The sequence below is a fragment of the Chengkuizengella sp. SCS-71B genome (assembly GCF_040100845.1).
Taxonomy (GTDB): Bacteria; Bacillota; Bacilli; order Paenibacillales; family KCTC-33759; genus Chengkuizengella.
Window position 1 is genome coordinate 2,543,702 of the sequence record NZ_JAZHSH010000001.1, and the last position, 20,534, is coordinate 2,564,235.

The following is a 20,534-nucleotide window of genomic DNA, read 5'->3' on the forward strand; positions in this document are numbered from 1 at the left end:
CTATTATGCCCTCATTTCTTACCAATCTCTGAAGCAATTGAATCCACCAATTTCTTTTCAATTGCATTTCTGGCCTGACCGATTGCATTTTTAACGGCATTTGCATCAGAGGAGCCATGGCTTTTAATACATACACCATTTACACCTAATAACGGTGCTCCACCATAAGTAGTATAATCCATCTTCTTTTTAAAAGCGCTCAAGCTAGGCTTTAGAATAGCTGCAGCTGCTTTTCTAAGCAAGTTTTTCGTTAGTTCGACTTTCAAAACAGAAAATATATTACTCGCTGTTCCTTCCATCGCTTTTAATAATATGTTACCTACAAAACCATCACATATAAGTACATCACAATTTCGATTCAATACATCTCTTGCTTCTACATTTCCTATAAAATGGATTGGAAGCTGCTTAAGTAAAGGGTATACTTCTTTTGTAATTTCACTACCTTTTCCCTCTTCTGTTCCTACATTAAGTAGCCCAACCCTTGGAGAGTCTATCCCATGAATTTTTGTTCTGTATATATTCCCCATCAGGGCATATTGCACTAAATGCTCAGCAGAAGCATCCATATTTGCTCCTAAATCTAATGCAAGCAAACCTACATTGTCCATTGTTGGCAACATAGGAGCTAAAGCAGGCCTTTCAACACCAGGGATACGACCGATGACGAGCAATCCAGTTGTCATTAATGCTCCTGTATTTCCAGCAGAAATCATTGCATCAGCACTTTTATCCTTTACCATTCTCCCTGCTAATACCATAGATGAGTTTTTTTTACGGCGTACTGCTCTGACAGGCTCTTCATTTCCTGAAATCATCTCATCCGTGTGAGTAACTGAAATATTGGGAAAAGAGGGATCAAGAAATGAATGAATTTGTTTAGAATCTCCCACTAAAATAATTTCAATATCTTTCCATTGTTTGGCCGCTAACATCGCACCCTTTACATTTACCTCAGGTGCATGATCTCCACCCATCGCATCAATCGCGATTTTCATGGGGGTCACTCCCTCATTATTTATTTTTATGTTCTGAACGAAAGATGACAAAATTCCCTTCAAAAACAAGCTCATTACCAACGTATGTAAACACATCAACATTTGCTTTATCTTGATTCAATGAATCATTGCGCACATAAGCTTTCGCGATACATTTTTCCCCTAATTTCACCGATCGTACAAAACGGATATCCGCGGAAGCCGTTAATGCTACCTCATCATCTATAACCGCGATTGCCAGCGAATTGCCTTGAGAGAATATATGATGACCTCTAGCTATTTTTGTTTTAGCAAAAACATGTTCTTCATTAATTTCAAAAATAGAGATTGCGCTTTTATCTAATTGTAAATCAACTATTTCTCCAATAACTTCATCAATTTGAAGCGAAACCACTTGATCATAAGATTTTTCCGCCATTAATTTTATTCTTTCTCGAAGCTCAGGAATACCAAGCTCCATCCTATCTAACCTAATCGTTTGAATACTAACATTAAATTTCTTTGTAAGTTGTTCATCGGTTATAAATGGATTTTGTTCAATTTCTTTTGCTAATTCCAATAACCGCTTCTGTTTTGGAAGCCGTCCGATTCTCATCACCACCAAAAATTATTACCTGATACTAAAAGTAGTATATATAAATTTATCATAAAAGTGAAGAAAAAAATAGTACTTCATCGTAATGAAGTACTATTTTTTCAAAAATTAATTATTTTGCTGCAATTTCTCTTCCTTTATAAGTTCCACATGTTTTGCATACATGATGAGAAAGCTTTAACTCTCCACACTGCTCACATTTTACCATACCTGGAACTTCTAATTTAAAATGAGTACGGCGCTTATCGCGACGAGTTTTAGATGTTCTCCTTTGAGGTACTGCCATGATTCTCCACCTCCTTAATTCGATGTCCATTCATTATTCGACATAAAAGTCTTTTAATTTAGCTAAACGAGGATCAATTTGATCCTGTTTACAAGTACAGGATGATTCATTTTTATTAACCCCACATATAGGACACAACCCTTCACACGATTCCTCACAAATCGGAGCATAGGGAAGTTCTAATAAAAATGATTCTCTAATATAAGGTTCAATATCAACCTCATCAGATGTAACTAGCTGAATACTTTCCTCAGGATCAGATTTTGCAATTTCTGAATTTTGTGTCAAAGCCTCTTGTATGTTAATTTGAAGTGTCTTATTATATTCTTTTAAACATCTGGAACAAACATAACGAATCTGACCTTTACCTATTCCCCATACTCGAGCCACTTCAAAATCCATTTTCACTTGTAAATCCACCTCTAAAGGTGTAATATCCAAAATTTCTTTGTGATTTGAAACTAGATCCGTAACAGACAAAGATAGTTGAATGACTACCGGATCTTTTTTTGTAACTAGATCACGTAAATTAATCATTATTGACATAAAGAACCACCTCAAACAGACAAATTTTATTATAGCGATTTATTTTGTGTTTTGTCAACAATATTTCCTCCATGTTATATTAAAAGTACCCTAAAAAGTGAAGAAATATCTAAGTACATAATAGGAACCAATGATAAGATCCTTTAAATTGAGGTGGGAGTAAATGAAAACGGTTGGCATAATAGTTGAATACAATCCATTACATAATGGACACGTATATCACTTTGAGCAATCTAAAAAAATATCTAACGCAGATGCTGTAGTTGCTGTAATGAGTGGAAATTTTTTGCAGCGAGGTGAACCATCAATAGTAAACAAATGGGCTCGTACAGAAATGGCTTTACACATGGGGGCTGATCTAGTCATCGAACTTCCTGTTGTTTACTCTTCTCAACCAGCCGAATGGTTTGCATACGGCGCAGTTTCTGCTTTGGATGCAACAGGAATTGTAGATCATTTATGCTTTGGCAGTGAAAGTGGTGAGCTGGAAATATTACAGACATTAGCCAAAGAATTAAAGGAAGAACCCGTTAGATTTGGAGCAGAAGTAAAGCAACAATTAAAAAAAGGAATGAATTATCCAGCTGCGTATACTTCAGCTTTTCAAAAAATCTTACCAATTGAAACACCTAAAAATATGGACCTGTCTCAGCCTAATAACACTTTAGGTTTACACTACCTAATTGCAATTGAACGTTTAAACAGCAGTATCAAACCTCTCACTATAACGAGACAAAAAGCAGGTTATCATCAGCAAGAGATCACTGATCATCAAATTGCTAGTGCTACAGCTATTCGTAAACTTATTTTTGAAAAACAAAATCAATCTTACTTTTCTCAATATATGCCTAACTATACTTACGATGTGTTGCAACGTGAATTTCAATCTGGTCGCGGACCTGTCTATTGGGAATCTTTAAAAGATCAATTATTATACAAATTATTAAGTATTACACCAGCTGAGTGTTCGCATTTTTTTGAAGTCTCAGAAGGATTGGAAAACAGACTCAAACAAACTTTGACTGAACTACAATCTGAATCATCATTTTCAGTTGCAAAATTATTAGATTTATTAAAAACGAAAAGGTATACAAGAACAAAACTACAACGCACTTTGCTTCGCATCTTACTTAATCATTACAAATCTGATATCACAATCGACAAATTGAAAAAAGGTACTCCTTATTTAAGGGTACTCGGATTTTCAGATAAAGGACAACATTTATTAAAAAGAATGAAAAAGACATCAAAAGTGCCCATCATAACAAAAGTTAATAAAAATCATGCAACATTATTAGAGATGGACATACGAGCAACCTCCATATATTCACTTTCTTATCATAACCCATCTTCTAAAGAGATGTTCCAGGATTACTATCAACCACCAGTCATCTTGTAAAAGGCAAGCAGCAGACAAGATCGGTGAACAACCACTCTTATGGACGATTTGGAGTTAGCTGGTATAAATATTCCAGCGCTTCCTCCATGGTCGTTACAGTTACGATGTCCATATCTGATTTGATTTCATGTGCCTTTTCAGCAGCCACTGCATAATTCTCTTCAGGTACAAAAAACACTTCAGCCCCTTCTTTATTAGCCGCTACAATCTTACGTTCGACTCCTCCGATAGCTCCAACCTGACCGTTTGTATAAATCTCACCTGTACCGGCTATAAGGTGGCCTTGTGTAATGTCCTCAGGTACTAACTGATTATAAATTTCAAGTGAAAACATTAACCCTGCAGATGGTCCTCTAATATTGCCTGAATCAATAACGTGCTGTAAGTCAGCTAAATAAATCCCTATACCTGGTCTTTCTTTGACCCCTTCTAAAACCTCTTCTTCACTTCTAAGATCAGTCAATGTTAATTTAACAGCTTCTTTTTTCTCTTCTCTTTCATATGTAATTGAAATTATATCACCAACCTGATGCTTTCCAACACTAGAGTAGATATCCGCTGTAGTTTTAATGTTTTGTTCATCAATGGATATGAGCTTATCTCCCGATTGCAACAAACCATCTGCAGGAAAACCTTCCACTGTACCTAATATTACAACGCCATCTATAATCGATTCATAAGCAATTCCTGCCTTACTGTAGGCTGCTTTAATAGCATTACTTTGTGAATTAATCATATTGAATGTTTGCCTTTCCATATACTCTTCTTCTGTCTCATTCCTAAAGATATCCTCTTTTTTTACCACTATAGCGTGAGGATTAATAAAAGAATATAAATAGTAAAAAACATTGCTATAATTCATGCGCACAGTAGTTAACATGAATGCCCCCTCGGCATCTTTATAACCATCTTCGACATTAACCATCGGCTCCAATATTTCAGCAGATCCTGGCTCATAAATAACATAGGGTGTTGGCATTAAAAATACAATGTATAAAATGGCGGAAACGATGAGAAAAAATTTGATGTTTTTAGAAAGTTTCAAGTCCCATATTTTGTGTTTCTTCTTCTCATTCTGATGTTCCATTTCAATTTCCCCCTAGATGGTCTATTTGGACAAACTTTAGCGTAAACATGTACCATTGTAAAGCAAATGAGGTGAAAAAGCATGTCACGATTGAATTTTAACATGAATCATCGCTTTTTTACATTTTTACTAGCCATGTGTGCAGCCTTCCTTGTTCTATTTATTATTATATTTCCAGAAGAGGCTTTTCAATCCTCATTACAAGGATTAAATATTTGGTGGAAAATTGTTTTCCCATCTCTACTGCCTTTTTTTATTTTATCTGAAATTTTAATTGCTTATGGTGTAATTCGTATGTTTGGAGTTTGGTTAGAACCACTCATGAGGTTTTTATTTAAAGTGCCGGGGGTCGGAGGCTGGGCACTTGCAATGGGGTGGACTGTCGGATATCCTTCTAGTGCTCAGATCACATCAAATATAAGACGGCAGAATTTAGTTACAAGAGATGAAGGTGAAAAAATACTAGCTATCTCTCACTCAAGTAGTCCCATATTTATCATCAATGTAATCGCTATAGGTTTTTTTCATCACATACAGCTTGGTTTGTTCATTACGACAATCCATTTTATTTCACTATTATTACTCGGAATTGTACTCCGCTTGTATTATGGAGACACTCCAAAGAAACCCCTTACTCAGAAAAATCATCTCATCGTCAGAAGTGTGAAGGAGATGTTCCAAGCACATCAACAAGATGGGAGAACCTTTGGTAAATTGCTTGGTGATGCTGTCATATCCTCTATACAAAATTTGTTGATGATTGGTGGTACCATGATGTTGTTTGCCGTAATCATCAAAATGATTACCTTAACAAACCTTTTGCACCTAATTCATAGCCTGTCAACACATTTTTTTAAAAACATAAATCTATCTGAAAATACATTGTCTTCTATTACTACAGGATGGTTTGAATTAAATCTTGGTGCATATCAAATTAGTACATCACAATCGATTCCTTTTATTTGGCAAGTTGCTTTTATTTGTAGTTTATTAGCTTGGAGCGGCTTTTCCGTGCATCTTCAAGTTAAAAACCTCATTCAAAATACAGATTTACGTTATCGTTCATTTTTGGTATCACGGATGTTACAAGCACTATTATCCTTTTTATTAACTTTTTTATTTTGGAAACCATACCAGGCTTTATTCTCTGATGTACAACCTATTTTTCTAAACACCACTCCTAATTATATGGAAGCTCCTAATACAATTTGGTCCATATGGGAGAACACATTTACTATTATACTCATCCTACTGTGCACAATGTTTATTCTATCTATTTTCATTGTCATGTTTAGAGCCGTTTTCTATAGGTAATTAAACTTTTCTCTCAAAGCTTTTTCCACTTCTTTTGGAACAAGGTCAGTGACTGTGCCATCATATTTAGCTACCTCTTTTACGATACTCGAGCTTAAATAAGAATATTGTGGATTTGTCATCATAAAAAAAGTCTCTACACCTTCGTTTAGCTTTCTATTTGTAGAAGCCATTTGCAATTCATATTCAAAATCAGAAACGGCTCTTAAACCTCTAACGATGATTTGTGCGTTTTTTGAATTCATATAGTTAGTTAGTAAGTCATGAAAATTATCAATTTCCACATTCGGTAAATCCCGAGTAGCTTCAAGAAGTAAAACCTTCCTTTCTTCCACTGTAAAAAGCGGATTTTTTTTAGCATTATTTAACACCGCAACAACCAAAGTATCAAATTGCTTGGCAGCTCTGTGAATAATATCTAGATGTCCATATGTAACGGGATCGAAACTCCCCGGATACACAGCAATACTCTGTATCTTTTGCATTTTTTCAACTCCTCATTTTATTTATTCACTATCATATTCATACACAGTAACAGCAGTATCACCGTAAACTAAACGACGATTGCTTTGTAGTTTACCAATTTGTTCATTATATTTATATACTGCATCATGTTCCACAACAACGATAGCACCCTTTTGAAAAAGGGTGAGCAAATCCATTTGTTGCAAAATATCCTCCGTCATTTCTAATTTATAGGGGGGGTCTAAAAAGACTAAATCAAATTTCAATTTGCGTTTCGCACAAGCCTTCAGAGCTTTTTTTGCATCATTTCGATACACTTCTGCTTGCTCAGTTTGACCTACAACACTAATGTTTCCCTTTATTACTTCAATGCTTTTTGGGTTAATATCTATAAAAATCCCTCGATCCATCCCCCTACTTATCGCTTCTATACCCAAGGCTCCTGTTCCTGCAAATAAATCCAATACAGTCCCCCCTGAAAAATAAGGACCAATCCTACTAAATATTGCTTCTTTTACTTTATCGGTAGTCGGCCTAGTATGACTCCCTGGAACCGCCTTTAACTTCCTACCTTTAGAGACTCCCGATATCACTCTCAACACATTCACCTGCTTATATTTTCATTCAATATGTACTTTGCTATCGTATCATATTCTGCATATCTTTCAAATACATGAACAAATAGTTGATTATTCCTATGTATATTTTCTCAAAAAAGGGCAAAAATTAATGTTAACGGCATCAAATATGTCGTAGATAACCGCGGAGAAGACTTACGTTTCCCCATAAGCTCTTCATCCGGTTTCTCCTCTCCCATGAGGTACCTGTGTGAGCAGGTACCAAAAGAAATAAACGCAGGATAAAACCTGCGTTTTTTCTGTTCTTATGATAACAATCACGATATTTTCTTGCTTTGCGGACGGATTGGTCTCCCTATTTTTGCAACCTGCTTAGGGTTTTACTTGCAACTTTCTATACTTATAGTCCGTCTAGTAAATATACCAAACGAAAGAAGGGGAATAAAATTGAGCAAAAAAATAAGATTAACTAGAGTATCTATGATTTTAATGTTTGTTTTTGTTATTACTGTACCAATTTTCGCATCAACAGAAAATGCAGCACCAGTTCCTGAGGAAAATGAAAATGGAATAGATGGGGATATTTTTAATTCTCAAAAATCACTAACCTTTGCCGAAGGCATTTCTTTCATCGTAAAAGGACTTGAATTAAATCCTGAAGAGGTAGAAATTGAAAAAGAGCTTAATCCAGATCAATGGATAACAAAAGAACAATTTGCTCACTTCTTATATCAAGCTATGCTTGCAACAAAAGTAGAATTTGTCGTTTCTGAAATGGGTTTTATATTTACAGACGATGAGCAAATCAATCCAAAGTACAGAAATAGTATAGGAGCATTATCAAATATGGGTATAGTTGGAACGGATAGTGATGGTAAATTTAATCCATCTGATAAAATTTCACTTGCTGATGCAGCATGGATGATAAACAGAGCAATAACATATCTAGATCCAGATAAATTTATATTTGATGAAGTATACGAAGAACAGTTAAAACAGTTAGAAGAGAAAAAAACATTTGTTGATGAATTTGAGGTAATTAAGGATTATTCAGGAGATATTGATGACCAATGCCCTGAAAGTTCTGTATACGCAATAACAGAGTTTGATGGACATGAATCTGTAACATGTTTAGACGAAGTGGAACTTACAGAATCAGATGAACCGATAGATATAAAAAGTGAAGGACCATTTTTTGACAAGGAAGATAAAACAAGACTTACAGAATAAAACTAGTGCTTAAAGTTGCCAGTAGATAATAACGTCATCCCTTCTTTAATGAAAGGATGGCGTTTTTGCATGCAAAGTCTATAGATAGGAGAGAGACACTCAGCCAATATGAGATATCGTTGCGAAAACCGTTCCTATCTTTTACAGACGCTACATTTGTTGGATTTGTACCAGCATCTAAGGTTGTAATGTTCTCTAGCATAAAAATCAAAATAAAAATAACCTGAAACACTATATCTACCAGTGCTTCAGGCTAAAGTGACCGAAATTCAACTGCAAAACTAAGGAGCTAAATCTATGCTGGACTTAGCTCCTTACTGTATTATCTATTATTCCACTAATATTATCTCAGCAGTACCTATTGGAGGCAAACTTTTTGTCACTCTAGGTCCATAAAAAGCATAGATTTTCGCTCCTTTTTTTATTTCATCTTTAGATAACTCGGTTTGATCCTTTGCATTTATAAATTTAGTTTGATCTAAAATGTTTAATTTAATTTCATCATAACCATTAAATCCCATTTTTTCACCCTTAACAATGATTTGATTAAACCCATCTGACATCATATCAACTACTGTCCCATATGTACCACCATACTGCTCTGCAGGCACTTCCCCTTTTACAGTTATCTTCTGTGCATTTGTCATTGGTGGGATGCTCATTGTCATGACTAAATCATGTTCTACGGCAATTTTCATTCCAACAGAAAAGTCATTTACTGTTAACTCTTGATTGTTTTCTGAATTGATTTCTGTCTGTTCTGAAATGTTTAAGATTACACCATTTGTAAAACCGTTAATTTCCACTAATGTTGTCTTTTCATTAACAGTAATATCAGTAATAATTCCCTCTTTTTTGACTAAATCCTGTTCTTCTACCTCCAGAGCATCTCTAATCTGAATGGCTCCTGCATCGGATATATTTAAAATAGCATGAAGTTTTTCAATTACGTAGTCTGTGTGCACATAAACTGTTCCTTCAGATATGTTTGAATTGTTATTTTCTTGATCAACATTTAACTCTATATGGTTGCTACCCTTAGTTAATACAACTTTTTTATTAACTCCATCCCATTTAACGTGATACCCTAATGCAATCGCTACTTTTCTCAATGGAACCATAATTGAATTTTGATCATTAAGGTACGGAACTTTATCACCCGTTAACATGGTACCATTCACTTCAAGAGAATAATGTCTTTTTTCCTGTAAATTTGCCTTTATTAATTCTTTGTTATTCGTCGTGTGAATTAGCTTCAAATTCTCATTGTTAGCATATGTATAATTCCCACTTGCTCCTGTTATCAAAGTACTGCCTATTACAGCCAAACTCAACAATTTAGTAAATTTCATGATATTCTCCTTTAGTTTTTATAGCTTTAAAAAAATAAGCTTACTTTCAAAACGATCCAAGTGCTAAAAAGGTTGCACTTATATTGAAAAAGATGGTATCTTCAAATCAGGTGGAGTAGAGTCTCCATCTGATTTCTCGATGTTTAAGCTTTGGTTAAACGAGTTCACTCACTACGAATTAAACTAAATAATATTATGAAGTAGGTGATTGATATACCTTGGCCAATGATACACTTTACAATAGCTTACAAATATTATAATGGTCGTCCTGAGCCTTCCTTTCTTCTTGGTAGTGTTGCTCCAGACGCAGTTTTGGTTAGAAAAAAAGATACTGAGGGGAAAATTAAATCTCATTTAGGCAGGAGTTTGGAAACAGACGATTATTTAAACTTCATGAAATCAAACTACATTACGAACATAAAAGACAGAAACTATTTTAATTTTCTTTTAGGTTATATCGCTCATGTATTTGTTGACTTAAAATGGGCAGACCTTAAACATCAAATATCCTATCATGATCGTTCACTTAAAGAACAAATTTGGCAGGAAGAAAACCAAATGGATTTCCATCTATATCAAAATGTTGATTGGAGAGAAGAATTAGTTGAAGCTATCAAAGTATCTCCAATTTATGAATTAGATCAAATGTATACACTAAACGAACTTGATGAATGGAGATGCAAAATATTCGCATGGTTGGATGATTCAAATAATGAACCGAAAATTGAAAATGAATACATAACTATCGATAGAGTAGAAAGCTTTATTAAACAAGTAACAAAAGAGCTTAGTGAATTGATTGAAGAATTAGAGCGCTTCTCTATTAGAGAAAAGCGCTAGATATTCCTCAATAACAGACTAATATATACTCATTTATCTTTTTAATTTTATCATTAAACCTAACTTACTAGTTTCTTATGCTCATTTTTTTATCCAAAATATTTTTGCGTACAGACGCCCATCTCTATAGATGGTATCTTCAAATCAGGTGGAGTAGAGTCTCCATCTGATTTCTCGATGTTTAAGCTTTGCTTAAACGAGTTCACTTTGAATTACCAATACCCTATTTAACAACTCGTCCACTTCAGTAGACATTAGCAGACAATCCATATAATACTCTTTATAGTTATCTTGTAACCTATTCAATTCTTTTCGTAACTCTTCTAACTTCTGAAGTTCCTTTTCCATTTCCAACTTAATTTCATTTACCTTTTCCATTAGATTCGCATCCTTTCGATTTAGCCTTGGGGGAAGATCTCCCAAGGAAATGAAACCTAAACCAGTTTCTTTGAATACACTTCATTTCTGCTGAAACGATTTCAAAAACAGTAAAGTTCATCAGATAATATACGAACAACTGAGATGGATTTGCTCCTAAAACCCTTTCCCCTCTCCATTGACGAATTTGCAGATGTTATAGTTTCAATATTATTGTTTTTCAGTTTCTATAAATAAAAAAAGATCGCATCCGACTTTGCCTTCTTGGCAAGGTGGTTTGCGATCTTTTTTACGTTCTGGCAGATGGCTGTCAAATGATCCAGCTTAAAATAAGTCCTATAAAAAAGAGAGCTAAAGCTACTAACTAAGTGTCAGCAGCTAAATGGGAAAAGTTCATTTTACATCCACGATGGTATCAAACTGAATCCATTCATAATCATCATTATAAAATAGTTTAATGCGCCTTAATGTCGAATCCATCTTGCTGACTATTCCTGTTACAAATTGATTTTTCCCTCTTTCATTAAATAGCTCGATTGTAACCTCTGCACCATCTAACATTGAATCGGACAAACGTTGTGATATCAATCCAACTTCTTCCTCAACAAGCTGTGGTTTCTTTTTCTTCTTTTGCTGTTCGTTGTATAAATTAATACGCTCTTTATGCTCTGGAAGCATCATACGGCTAGATTCCCACAAGCCATTTCCCTCTAATTTTTTACTCACTTATAATGTCCTCCAATCTTAGCTGCTCTGTCTTTGGCTTGCCCCGATCCAGTCACAGAAGCTGCGCGCATAATAATCGCATCTCCATACTTATTCTTTAACCCATCTGTCGCCTTTTCCAACGAACGATCTTTTTCAAATGGATCAAACCAACTCAATTGATATTCCTGATCACTCACCAACTGTGTTAAAGAAACCCCGAGACTGCGTATAGGTGAACCATCCCAATGTGTATAAAATAACAGGCGGACAGTTTCATATACTTCATTGGTTACATTCGTTGGAGCTGCTATCTTTTTCTGTCTATGAAACCCAGTCGGACGATCAAAATCAGCTCCTCTGCATCCTACAGAAATAACAAAACCCATATAACCTTTCGTACGACACCTGCGACAAACCAATTCTGTTAATTCTAATAGTATAACCTCAAGTTCTGTTTTGCTCCAATAATCTCTGGGTAATGTCATTTGGTGCCCAATCCCTTTTTGCTTTTCGTGCGTTTGACGCGTTACTGGTGAATCATCCATTCCCTTGGAAATTTTCCAAAGCAACTCTCCGTTCACTCCCCATTTTTCGCGAAGTTTATAAAGGGGTGTATTGGCTAAATCTCCTATCGTATGAACCCCCAAACGTAATAAATGTGTATTCATTCGGGAGCCTACTAAAAACAGTTTGTGTATGGGCAAGGGCCAAAGTACAGCATGCAAATCTTTTTTAGGAAGACAAAAAATTCCTTTTTTATTTTTCTTAGCAAAGTTGTCACACGCCATTTTTGCAACTACTTTACAGTAGCTGACCCCTATTCTTGTATATACGCCAGTAGCATCCATAATTTTCTCCTGAATTTGTTCGGCAATTTGCTCTGGTTTTCCAAATAGATGCTGCGTATTTGTAATATCTAGAAACTGTTCATCAATAGAATAGGGTTCCACTAAATCAGTGAAGGTCTGCAAAAGTTGAGTAATTTGCAAAGAAACGTCGATATATAATTGCATTTGAGGCTTTAAAATAATTAAATCGGGACACTTTCCCAATGCTTCTCCCAACCGTTCTGCTGTCACTACCCCATTTTTCTTAGCTAATGGACAAGCTGCTAGGACAATACCTGATCGCCGTTCAGGATCTCCGGCGACTACAACAGGTTTATTTTTATATTGTGGATGTGCTGCCTTTTCAACCGAAGCATAAAACGATTGACAGTCAACCAGCATAATTATACGCTCTTTTTTATTCATTTCCATCACCCTAAACAGAATATATGTTCTTATGGTTATCGTATTCAATATAACGAACATATATTCCTAATTCAAGCGGTTATTTTTTACAATAAACGATTGTATATAATTGTTTACATTCTCTTGTTAAATTTAATTCCTATTTGTATAAAATAACTGTAAAATGATAGTAAGGATCATTTTTTGAAAGGGGAATCAGTATGGAACATATAAAAATCCCTCATCAACAAAAATTAAAATTTAAAGATAAAACAATTTACATAGAAGGTCCAATTTCTTCAGCCGAATTAAAAGCGTTAACCATGCATGAACGTTTAGTTGCCTTTCGTGAACCGGAAGAACAACAAAAAGCACTAATTGAAATTACCTCCTTACCAGAAGGTAGAATCATCATTGCTCGGGACGAAAATACCATCGTAGGTTACGTAACCTTCCACTATGCTGATGAATTGGAAAGGTGGTCAAAAGGAAATATGGAGGATTTAATAGAACTAGGTGCTATAGAAGTCGCTTTCCCCTATCGATCTTTCGGTTTAGGAAAAAAGATGATTCAACATGCTTTTTTTGAAAATCAAATGGAAAACTATATTGTATTTACGACCGAGTATTACTGGCACTGGGATTTAAAAGGCAGCGGTTTAAGTGTTTGGAAATATCGAAAAATGATGGAGAGATTGATGGAATCCGCTGGGATGACATGGTACGCAACAGACGATCCTGAAATTTGTTCACATCCCGCAAACTGTTTAATGGTGCGCATCGGAAAAAACGTGCCGATAAGTTCAGAGGAGAAATTTGATCAAGTCCGTTTCCAACGCCGTTTCATGTACTAGCCAACCCCAAAAAGTGAAGTAATGCATTGTAGCTTAATCCGAATACTTTTCGGGGACCCCATAAACCTAAAACCACAAAAGTGAGACAAAGCTTTGTAAGGTTAGAAATTTCGTAGAAGAAAAATCAAAAGAAGCTAAAAAGGAGCAAGTAAAGTGAGTATAAGTTCAGCCTTTATTTATCATCCTCAAACGTTAAACTATAAATTTAATGAACATCACCCCTTTAATCAAAAGCGTCTAACTTTAACGATGGATCTACTAAAGAAATCCGGCGCTTTAAATGAAGATAATATAATCACGCCAAGTCCAGCTTCAGATGAATCTATTCATGCTGTACATCAAACTGAATTTATACAAACCGTCAAAGAATTAAGCTCACCTTCCCCATCAAAAAAAGCATTGTCTCAAGCTGAAAAGTTTGGACTTGATAAAGGTGACACACCTCATTTTGAAAACATGCATGAAATTACCTCTATTGTAGCTGGAGGGTCAATAGAAGCAAGTAAACAAGTCATGTCAGGACAATATTCACACGCTCTTCACTTAGGAGGAGGATTACATCACGCAATGCCAGACCGATCTGCTGGTTTTTGTGTATACAATGATGCCGCAATTGCCATTCAATACATCCGTAAAAATTATGGCGCAAAGGTATTGTTTGTTGATACAGATGTTCATCATGGAGATGGAGTTCAATGGTCTTTTTATGCGGATCCAGAAGTTTATACTTTCTCAATTCATGAAACAGGGAAATACTTATTCCCAGGTACAGGGTATGTAACCGAACGAGGTGAAGATAGTGGTTTTGGATATAATTTAAACCTTCCTATGCAACCGTATACAGAGGATGAATCGTGGCTGAAATGTTTCAGTGAAACATTGGAAAGAATTGTGAAAAACTTCAAACCTGATGTCATTGTCAGCTTACATGGTTGTGATGCCCACGTATATGATCCTCTTTCACACATACATTGCAGCATGGATATTTATCTCAAAATGCCTCAAATCATTCATAACATTGCTCATGAATACTGCAATGGAAAATGGATTGCACTTGGTGGAGGAGGATACGATATTTATCGTGTTGTACCAAGGGCATGGAGTCTGCTGTGGATGGTGATGTCAGATCACCCAATAATTCATTCTCTTATAGAAAAACCAAACCTCACACTGCCTGAAGAGTGGATACAACAGTGGAAAAAACAAAGTCCAAAAACACTTCCAAATACTTGGTTAGATAAAAGAGACGAATGGGACCCAATGCCTAGACGTGTGGAAATTACAAAACAGAATGAAAAAACAAAAGAAATGGCATTAACATATTGTTGAAGAAGAAATCCCGACATGTAACAAAACATAGAGCGGGATTTCTTAGGTCAATCCAAATTAGTTATATTTTTAAATTTTAATTTTTTCAAATAAAGTTGTGTTAGCAAATACGAGATGAATAAAAATAATCCGTTAACGATAGCAATAGATATAAAAACTCCATATAACCCCAAATCATATTGATAAACCATTACATAAGCCAATGGAACAGTCAGAAGTATGACAATGACAAAGTTTAATAAAGCTCCTAACAAAGGTTTACCTGTTGACTGGAAAATAGATATGGAAATAAGCGATACCATTGCGCCAAGAAAAGTTAAAGAAAGCATTCTAACTTGGGTTACACTGTTATCCACCACTTCTGGTACAGATGAAAACAAAGAAAATAAAGGATAAGCGACTAAGTTATATATCAGTGCCAAAAACAAGCAACAAATCAGACCTAATCCCACATTTGTTTTATAAATCTGTTTAACTCGCTCCATATTATTTCTGCCAAAATTCTGCCCAGCTAATGTGATCGTAGAGGTAGCAAAAGCAAATCCAGCCATTCTAAAAATCTCATCGCTCCTTCCTACTAATGACCAAGAATTCATTGCACTCTCACTAATCGAACTTACAATATGATTCAAGAATACTAAGCCTACACCCGAAGTTGCCGTCACTAATAAAACTGGTATAGCAATTTTAAGGATCTCACCAATAACTTTCCTGTCAACATGAACTATCCCCCATTTCAATTTTATGTTTGACTTCCTTTTAAATACGGACATAACATATAAACAGCTAACTATGATTGAGATTGTTGTGGCTAGGGAAGCACCTGCAAGCCCCATATCAAAACCAAATATAAGAATCGGGTCCAAAATAATATTCAATATTGTTGAAATAAGCATTGAAAAGGCGACATATTTAGCTAATCCTTCACCTTGTAAAATTCCAGATAATACTTGTGTCACTAGTATAAAACCTAAACCAGGCAACAGGAAGTATAAGTAGGTAAGTCCATAATCCATTGCTTCAATACTTAATTCGGTACCAGCTAATTTTTGAACAATGTTATCACTAAACAAATATCCAGACAAAACGGTCAGTAAGGAAATCAATAAACCCAACATCAATCCAGAATCTGCAGTTTTATCAAGCAACTTATTGTTTTTCTCACCAATTCCCCTAGCAACCAATGCACTTATTCCAATAAAAAGACCACTGGATATAGCCGTAATAAAAACAAATATAGGGAAGATTAGTCCCAAACCACTTATTAAAGCAGTTGAATGTTTATCAATTGCTGAAACGAACAATGTATCTACAATATTGTAAGCAAGAGTCAAAACATTTGCGATTAATATAGGAATCGCAAGTTTTAAACTTATGGGGACAATCGGTCCTTCTAATATACTTTTTGTTAATTTATCATCATCCTTTTCATATTTTTGTTCCTTCATTTCTTTTTCTAAAATTGATTCTTGTCCTGTGCTCATTATTTTTTCACCTCCTTTCACGTTTGATTTGATGCTATTTGGGTATGTTATTTTCTCGATCTTTTCGTGTTATACCCCTTATCCCCATATGGCTGTAATTCATTTAGCCATTTTTCCTCAAGTTTTTTCAAGGCATCCCATTTATCTAAATGCTCATCCTCTTTATGTTCTAAGCGTTCTAATACCTCAAAAGAAAACGCATCTTTTCCATACTTTTTGTAATCATTTTGCAATTTTTTAATAGGATGACTACCCATATCCAGTTGGAATTGTTTCCCGTTCAAAGATTTCATGTTCATACTGCTACCAATAAAAACCTTTTGATTTTGATTATTTTTAATCTGATACACACCCGCTTCCATTTTTGTATCCATATAGGTTTGTACCGCTTCTTTTCTATTCAACATCTCTTCTCCCTCCTTCAGCCAATACTCACTACCGTCTGATTTTCTATCTAAAAATCCATACTCAATTAAATACCTTCTTAAAATCACATAGTCATCATACACTGCAGCTAAAATTTGATTCAGTTCCTTCTCAGTGTAGATTCGTTTACTTTCAATTTTTTTAGTAATTTCTCTTAGAACAACCAACTTATGTTTTTGCTTCATTGAAAATGTTTTTAAGGGACCGTCAGTACCTTCAGGAAAAAATTTTTTCAAAATATCTGAACTTTCTTTTTCAGTAACAACATAACGATCGTCCACCATAGTTGCTGTTTGATGAGGGATAACAAAATTAGTTTCTTTTTTGTCATTTTCCTTTAAAAGCTCCATCATCACTAAAAAAACTTTAGATTGACGTTCCTTCTCTTTTAAAGCAAAACGATGGTTTCTAATCGTAGAAGCGCTTCCTACCCCAGTTTCCTTCTGAACTTCTTTATCCTTTTTCCCTTCAAAAAAGAGTCGGAGTAATGTGTTTTGATGATCGGTTAAACCCGTAATTTTTTTATCCATAGCAATTAGATAATGAAATACGGACTGATGAACTCGATTTATATGAATTCGTATATACTTGCTAGCCTCATACAAAAAACCATCGTCAGGATAAATAATTCCCTTCTCAATTTTTTCGCCGCAAAGCAAACATGTATAATATTCCTCATCTTCTTTAAATCCGCATTTCATTTCATCTAGTGACGCATTCCAAAATAAGTCTGAGTTTTTCATTTTATAACACCTTTCACTTTCTTCTTTTAATATTATAGATATTTATTGTATTTGTTTATTTATTTATAAACATTATATTTATTTGTTTATAAAAAGTCAACTTTACTTTTATTTTACCACCTAAAAAAACGTAATAAAAAAATCCCATCTCATCAAAAAACCATGAGAGGGACTATATATGAATTGCTATTTCATTAGTTTTTACCTAAACATTCCCCACAACTTTATCATATGAAATGTATTGTTTGGATCAATTTTCTGATCAATTACAAATTTGATGATTTTATTACTTGTTGCTGTGTCAACGTTGATGCCTAAAATCTTGGATGCTTTTTGTAAAAGAGCTTTCACTTTTGTACGACTTTGCAGATCTTTTTTTGTAACACCCTCTAATACCTTTTTTACTCGTTCTAAGTATACATCGTTTTGCAATTTTTTCTTCACACGATCTACAAGTGCTTGGGGTATTCCATATTCTTGATAGCCCATAAATCACACCTCCATAATGCAATGTTTATGATGAAGATGTTAAATATGTACCTATAAATAAAAAGAAAATATCAAAAAGTTTAAACATTAATTATTTTTGCATAATCTTACAATTTCCTAATATAACTAGTTACTATAAAGACAAGCTATAAAGGAGCATAAAAAGATGTCCTTACTTTTAATTAAACATATTGTACTCGGGTTATCCATCGCTGCACCCATTGGACCGATTAATATTGAAATTCTTAGAAGAGGGTTATCTCAAGGATTCTGGCCGTCTCTCTTTGTAGGCGCAGGCGGTATGACTGCTGATTGTATCTTAATGTTCCTCATGTACCAGGGACTTGCTCAGCCATTAACCCTAGAGGGAGTTCAGCTTACTTTCATTATTTTCGGTGCTATAGTGTTGATGCATACAGGTCTGCAAAGTTTAAGAAAGCAAAAAGAATCCATTTTGGTTAATGAATGGAACCACTCTATTAACACTGGATTGATGGATTCATTTTTGACAGGAGCATTTATCGCTGCTTTCAACCCCCTGAATGTTCTTTTTTGGCTCGGTATCTATGGTTCAGTATTAAGTGATACGTTTAACGACAGCAACAAAATCAAAGCATTCTTTATCAGCAGTGCTGTTTTTATAGGGGTTGGATTGTGGAACTTTAACTTAGCTCTGACGGTTCACTTTGGAAGAAAATCTCTTAACCCAAGCCATCTTAAATGGATTTCTTTTGCTGCAAGTCTTATTATATTTGGATTTGGCCTTCATTTAAGTTACCAAGCCATTATGAGAATATTAGATATGATGTAACAATGTTAGCAACAAGATCAACCTTCGTATTTATTTTAGTAAGATTTTTAAGATTTTATATTCGTTCATAATATATCTGCTGAAGTCATATATTCTTTTATTAGCTTAGTCAACTTGCAAAGGAGGGATCGTTATTCACAGTCAAACAGTAAGAAATGGTTTATTGTTAGATAAGTACCAGTATACAAGAAACTTAACACTACAAATCGTTGAACCTTTAGAAACTGAGGATTTTGGGGTGCAGGCAATGATAGATGTGAGTCCTCCCAAATGGCATTTAGCTCATACAACCTGGTTTTTTGAAGACTTTATTTTAATGGATTATAAACCTGGATATTATTATTACTTAGAAGATGCTAGGAAGTTGTTTAATTCCTACTATGAAACATTGAATAAACCGTTCCCCAGATCAAAAAGAGGGATTATTTCTCGCCCAACTATAAAAGAAGTACTAGAATACCGAAGCGTAGTGGATGAAGAAATCATGGGTCTTTTATCTCAAAGTGATGAGTTAGATGAAAAGTTATATTCTTTAATTCTATTAGGCATACACCATGAAAAACAACATCAAGAACTTTTAATTACTGATCTTAAATATAATTTTTCAATTAACCCTTTAAAACCTGCTTATAAGGAAGGTATTGATAATCCATCGGATTATACGTCAGTTATACCCCTAAAATGGGACTATTTTGAGGGGGGAGCTACAACCATTGGAACCAATAATCAAGATTTTTGTTTCGATAATGAACAACCTGCTCACAAACACTATCTATATCCTTTTTCCATCGCCAACAGACCCGTAACAAATGGTGAATATCTTGAATTTATCGAAGATAACGGTTATGAGACAGCCGTAAACTGGCTTTCTGATGGCTGGGAAACTGTTGCAAAACAAAAGTGGAAAGCACCACTTTATTGGGAATACATAGACGGAACTTGGTTTCAATTTACACTCTCTGGATTAAAACCCATAGAAAAAAAACAACCTGTTACACATATTAGCTTTTATGAAGCGGATGCTTATGCAAGATGGACCGGTACCCGACTTCCTACCGAACAAGAATGGGAACTTGCATCTCGAAATGCACCAGTTGAGGGAAAGTTTCTAGAAAACCTTCTTTTTAATGAAAGTTACGAATCAGACAAAACCATTTTCGGTACAGTTTGGGAATGGACATCCAGTCCTTATACTCCTTATCCACAAAGTGCAAGACCAGAAGGTGCATTAGGAGAATACAATGCGAAATTCATGAGCAATCAAATGGTTTTACGTGGTGGGTCCTGTGCTACTCCTCGCAATCATATTCGAGCAACTTACCGCAACTTCTTCCACCCGGATAAAAGATGGCAGTTTAGTGGTATTCGTTTAGCCAAGGAGGAACGATAA

The 20,534-nt window shown here is 34.9% G+C and carries 22 protein-coding genes; 8 read left to right on the forward strand and 14 right to left on the reverse strand.

Annotated features, from left to right (window positions below):
• Positions 1 to 11: 11 nt before the first annotated feature.
• The 4 genes from plsX to VQL36_RS12420 form a co-directional block, all read right to left on the reverse strand.
• The gene (plsX, locus tag VQL36_RS12405; protein ID WP_349249616.1) at positions 12 to 998 is read right to left on the reverse strand and encodes a phosphate acyltransferase PlsX; all 987 of its coding nucleotides are present in this window, start codon (positions 996 to 998) and stop codon (positions 12 to 14) included.
• Positions 999 to 1,014: 16 nt separating this feature from the next.
• Entirely contained in the window at positions 1,015 to 1,593 is a 579-nt protein-coding gene (gene fapR, locus VQL36_RS12410) for a transcription factor FapR (protein ID WP_349249617.1), read from the reverse strand.
• Positions 1,594 to 1,705: 112 nt separating this feature from the next.
• On the reverse strand, positions 1,706 to 1,879 hold the full coding sequence (gene rpmF, locus VQL36_RS12415; RefSeq protein ID WP_160646391.1) for a 50S ribosomal protein L32: 174 nt from the start codon (positions 1,877 to 1,879) through the stop codon (positions 1,706 to 1,708).
• Between the two features lie 33 nt (positions 1,880 to 1,912).
• Positions 1,913 to 2,425, reverse strand: a complete 513-nt coding sequence (locus VQL36_RS12420; protein WP_349249618.1) for a DUF177 domain-containing protein — start codon at positions 2,423 to 2,425, stop codon at positions 1,913 to 1,915.
• A gap of 163 nt (positions 2,426 to 2,588) precedes the next feature.
• Here VQL36_RS12420 and VQL36_RS12425 point away from each other — a divergent pair, with 163 nt between their 5' ends.
• The gene (locus VQL36_RS12425) at positions 2,589 to 3,824 is read left to right on the forward strand and encodes a nucleotidyltransferase (RefSeq protein WP_349249619.1); all 1,236 of its coding nucleotides are present in this window, start codon (positions 2,589 to 2,591) and stop codon (positions 3,822 to 3,824) included.
• Positions 3,825 to 3,861: 37 nt separating this feature from the next.
• Here the strand turns inward: VQL36_RS12425 and VQL36_RS12430 are convergent, their stop codons facing one another.
• A complete protein-coding gene (locus VQL36_RS12430) occupies positions 3,862 to 4,911 on the reverse strand; it encodes a PDZ domain-containing protein (protein ID WP_349249620.1) in 1,050 nt (349 codons plus the stop codon).
• Between the two features lie 102 nt (positions 4,912 to 5,013).
• On the opposite strand from VQL36_RS12430, the gene VQL36_RS12435 reads away from it, so the two are divergent.
• Positions 5,014 to 6,225 (forward strand): nucleoside recognition domain-containing protein, encoded by a 1,212-nt coding sequence (locus VQL36_RS12435; RefSeq protein ID WP_349249621.1) that lies wholly within the window; start codon positions 5,014 to 5,016, stop codon positions 6,223 to 6,225.
• Here the strand turns inward: VQL36_RS12435 and coaD are convergent.
• The gene (coaD, locus tag VQL36_RS12440) at positions 6,216 to 6,710 is read right to left on the reverse strand and encodes a pantetheine-phosphate adenylyltransferase (protein WP_349249622.1); all 495 of its coding nucleotides are present in this window, start codon (positions 6,708 to 6,710) and stop codon (positions 6,216 to 6,218) included. The two genes, VQL36_RS12435 and coaD, sit on opposite strands and share 10 nt — an antisense overlap.
• Before the next feature lie 21 nt (positions 6,711 to 6,731).
• The gene (gene rsmD / locus VQL36_RS12445) at positions 6,732 to 7,292 is read right to left on the reverse strand and encodes a 16S rRNA (guanine(966)-N(2))-methyltransferase RsmD (RefSeq protein ID WP_349249623.1); all 561 of its coding nucleotides are present in this window, start codon (positions 7,290 to 7,292) and stop codon (positions 6,732 to 6,734) included.
• Positions 7,293 to 7,715: 423 nt separating this feature from the next.
• Here rsmD and VQL36_RS12450 point away from each other — a divergent pair, with 423 nt between their 5' ends.
• Complete coding sequence (locus VQL36_RS12450) at positions 7,716 to 8,498, forward strand: S-layer homology domain-containing protein (protein WP_349249624.1); 783 nt, start codon at positions 7,716 to 7,718, stop codon at positions 8,496 to 8,498.
• 329 nt (positions 8,499 to 8,827) lie between these two features.
• Here the strand turns inward: VQL36_RS12450 and VQL36_RS12455 are convergent, their stop codons facing one another.
• Positions 8,828 to 9,850: a copper amine oxidase N-terminal domain-containing protein gene (locus tag VQL36_RS12455; protein ID WP_349249625.1), complete on the reverse strand. Its 1,023-nt coding sequence runs from the start codon at positions 9,848 to 9,850 to the stop codon at positions 8,828 to 8,830.
• Positions 9,851 to 10,075: 225 nt separating this feature from the next.
• Here VQL36_RS12455 and VQL36_RS12460 point away from each other — a divergent pair, with 225 nt between their 5' ends.
• Complete coding sequence (locus tag VQL36_RS12460) at positions 10,076 to 10,690, forward strand: zinc dependent phospholipase C family protein (RefSeq protein ID WP_349249626.1); 615 nt, start codon at positions 10,076 to 10,078, stop codon at positions 10,688 to 10,690.
• Positions 10,691 to 10,882: 192 nt separating this feature from the next.
• On the opposite strand, the gene VQL36_RS12465 is transcribed toward VQL36_RS12460, so the two are convergent.
• The 3 genes from VQL36_RS12465 to VQL36_RS12475 form a co-directional block, all read right to left on the reverse strand.
• Positions 10,883 to 11,068 (reverse strand): hypothetical protein, encoded by a 186-nt coding sequence (locus VQL36_RS12465; RefSeq protein ID WP_349249627.1) that lies wholly within the window; start codon positions 11,066 to 11,068, stop codon positions 10,883 to 10,885.
• Positions 11,069 to 11,461: 393 nt separating this feature from the next.
• Positions 11,462 to 11,794, reverse strand: coding sequence for a YolD-like family protein (locus tag VQL36_RS12470; RefSeq protein ID WP_349249628.1), 333 nt, complete (start codon positions 11,792 to 11,794; stop codon positions 11,462 to 11,464).
• Positions 11,791 to 13,035, reverse strand: coding sequence for a DNA polymerase IV (locus VQL36_RS12475; RefSeq protein ID WP_349249629.1), 1,245 nt, complete (start codon positions 13,033 to 13,035; stop codon positions 11,791 to 11,793). Before VQL36_RS12475 ends, VQL36_RS12470 begins: the two co-directional genes overlap by 4 nt.
• Positions 13,036 to 13,229: 194 nt before the next feature.
• Between VQL36_RS12475 and VQL36_RS12480 the strand changes: the two genes are divergently transcribed.
• Positions 13,230 to 13,862, forward strand: coding sequence for a GNAT family N-acetyltransferase (locus tag VQL36_RS12480; protein WP_349249630.1), 633 nt, complete (start codon positions 13,230 to 13,232; stop codon positions 13,860 to 13,862).
• A 153-nt stretch (positions 13,863 to 14,015) separates the two neighbouring features.
• Positions 14,016 to 15,191, forward strand: coding sequence for an acetoin utilization protein AcuC (locus VQL36_RS12485; protein WP_349249631.1), 1,176 nt, complete (start codon positions 14,016 to 14,018; stop codon positions 15,189 to 15,191).
• Between the two features lie 47 nt (positions 15,192 to 15,238).
• Here the strand turns inward: VQL36_RS12485 and VQL36_RS12490 are convergent, their stop codons facing one another.
• From VQL36_RS12490 to VQL36_RS12500, 3 genes are all read right to left on the reverse strand, one after another.
• A complete protein-coding gene (locus VQL36_RS12490; protein ID WP_349249632.1) occupies positions 15,239 to 16,675 on the reverse strand; it encodes an MATE family efflux transporter in 1,437 nt (478 codons plus the stop codon).
• Between the two features lie 47 nt (positions 16,676 to 16,722).
• Positions 16,723 to 17,844, reverse strand: a complete 1,122-nt coding sequence (locus VQL36_RS12495; protein WP_349249633.1) for a DUF2087 domain-containing protein — start codon at positions 17,842 to 17,844, stop codon at positions 16,723 to 16,725.
• A 201-nt stretch (positions 17,845 to 18,045) separates the two neighbouring features.
• Positions 18,046 to 18,333 (reverse strand): stage VI sporulation protein F, encoded by a 288-nt coding sequence (locus VQL36_RS12500; RefSeq protein ID WP_349249634.1) that lies wholly within the window; start codon positions 18,331 to 18,333, stop codon positions 18,046 to 18,048.
• 166 nt (positions 18,334 to 18,499) lie between these two features.
• Between VQL36_RS12500 and VQL36_RS12505 the strand changes: the two genes are divergently transcribed.
• Together VQL36_RS12505 and egtB are read left to right on the forward strand one after the other, a co-directional pair.
• On the forward strand, positions 18,500 to 19,144 hold the full coding sequence (locus tag VQL36_RS12505; RefSeq protein ID WP_349249635.1) for a LysE family transporter: 645 nt from the start codon (positions 18,500 to 18,502) through the stop codon (positions 19,142 to 19,144).
• A gap of 163 nt (positions 19,145 to 19,307) precedes the next feature.
• A complete protein-coding gene (gene egtB / locus VQL36_RS12510) occupies positions 19,308 to 20,534 on the forward strand; it encodes an ergothioneine biosynthesis protein EgtB (RefSeq protein ID WP_349249636.1) in 1,227 nt (408 codons plus the stop codon).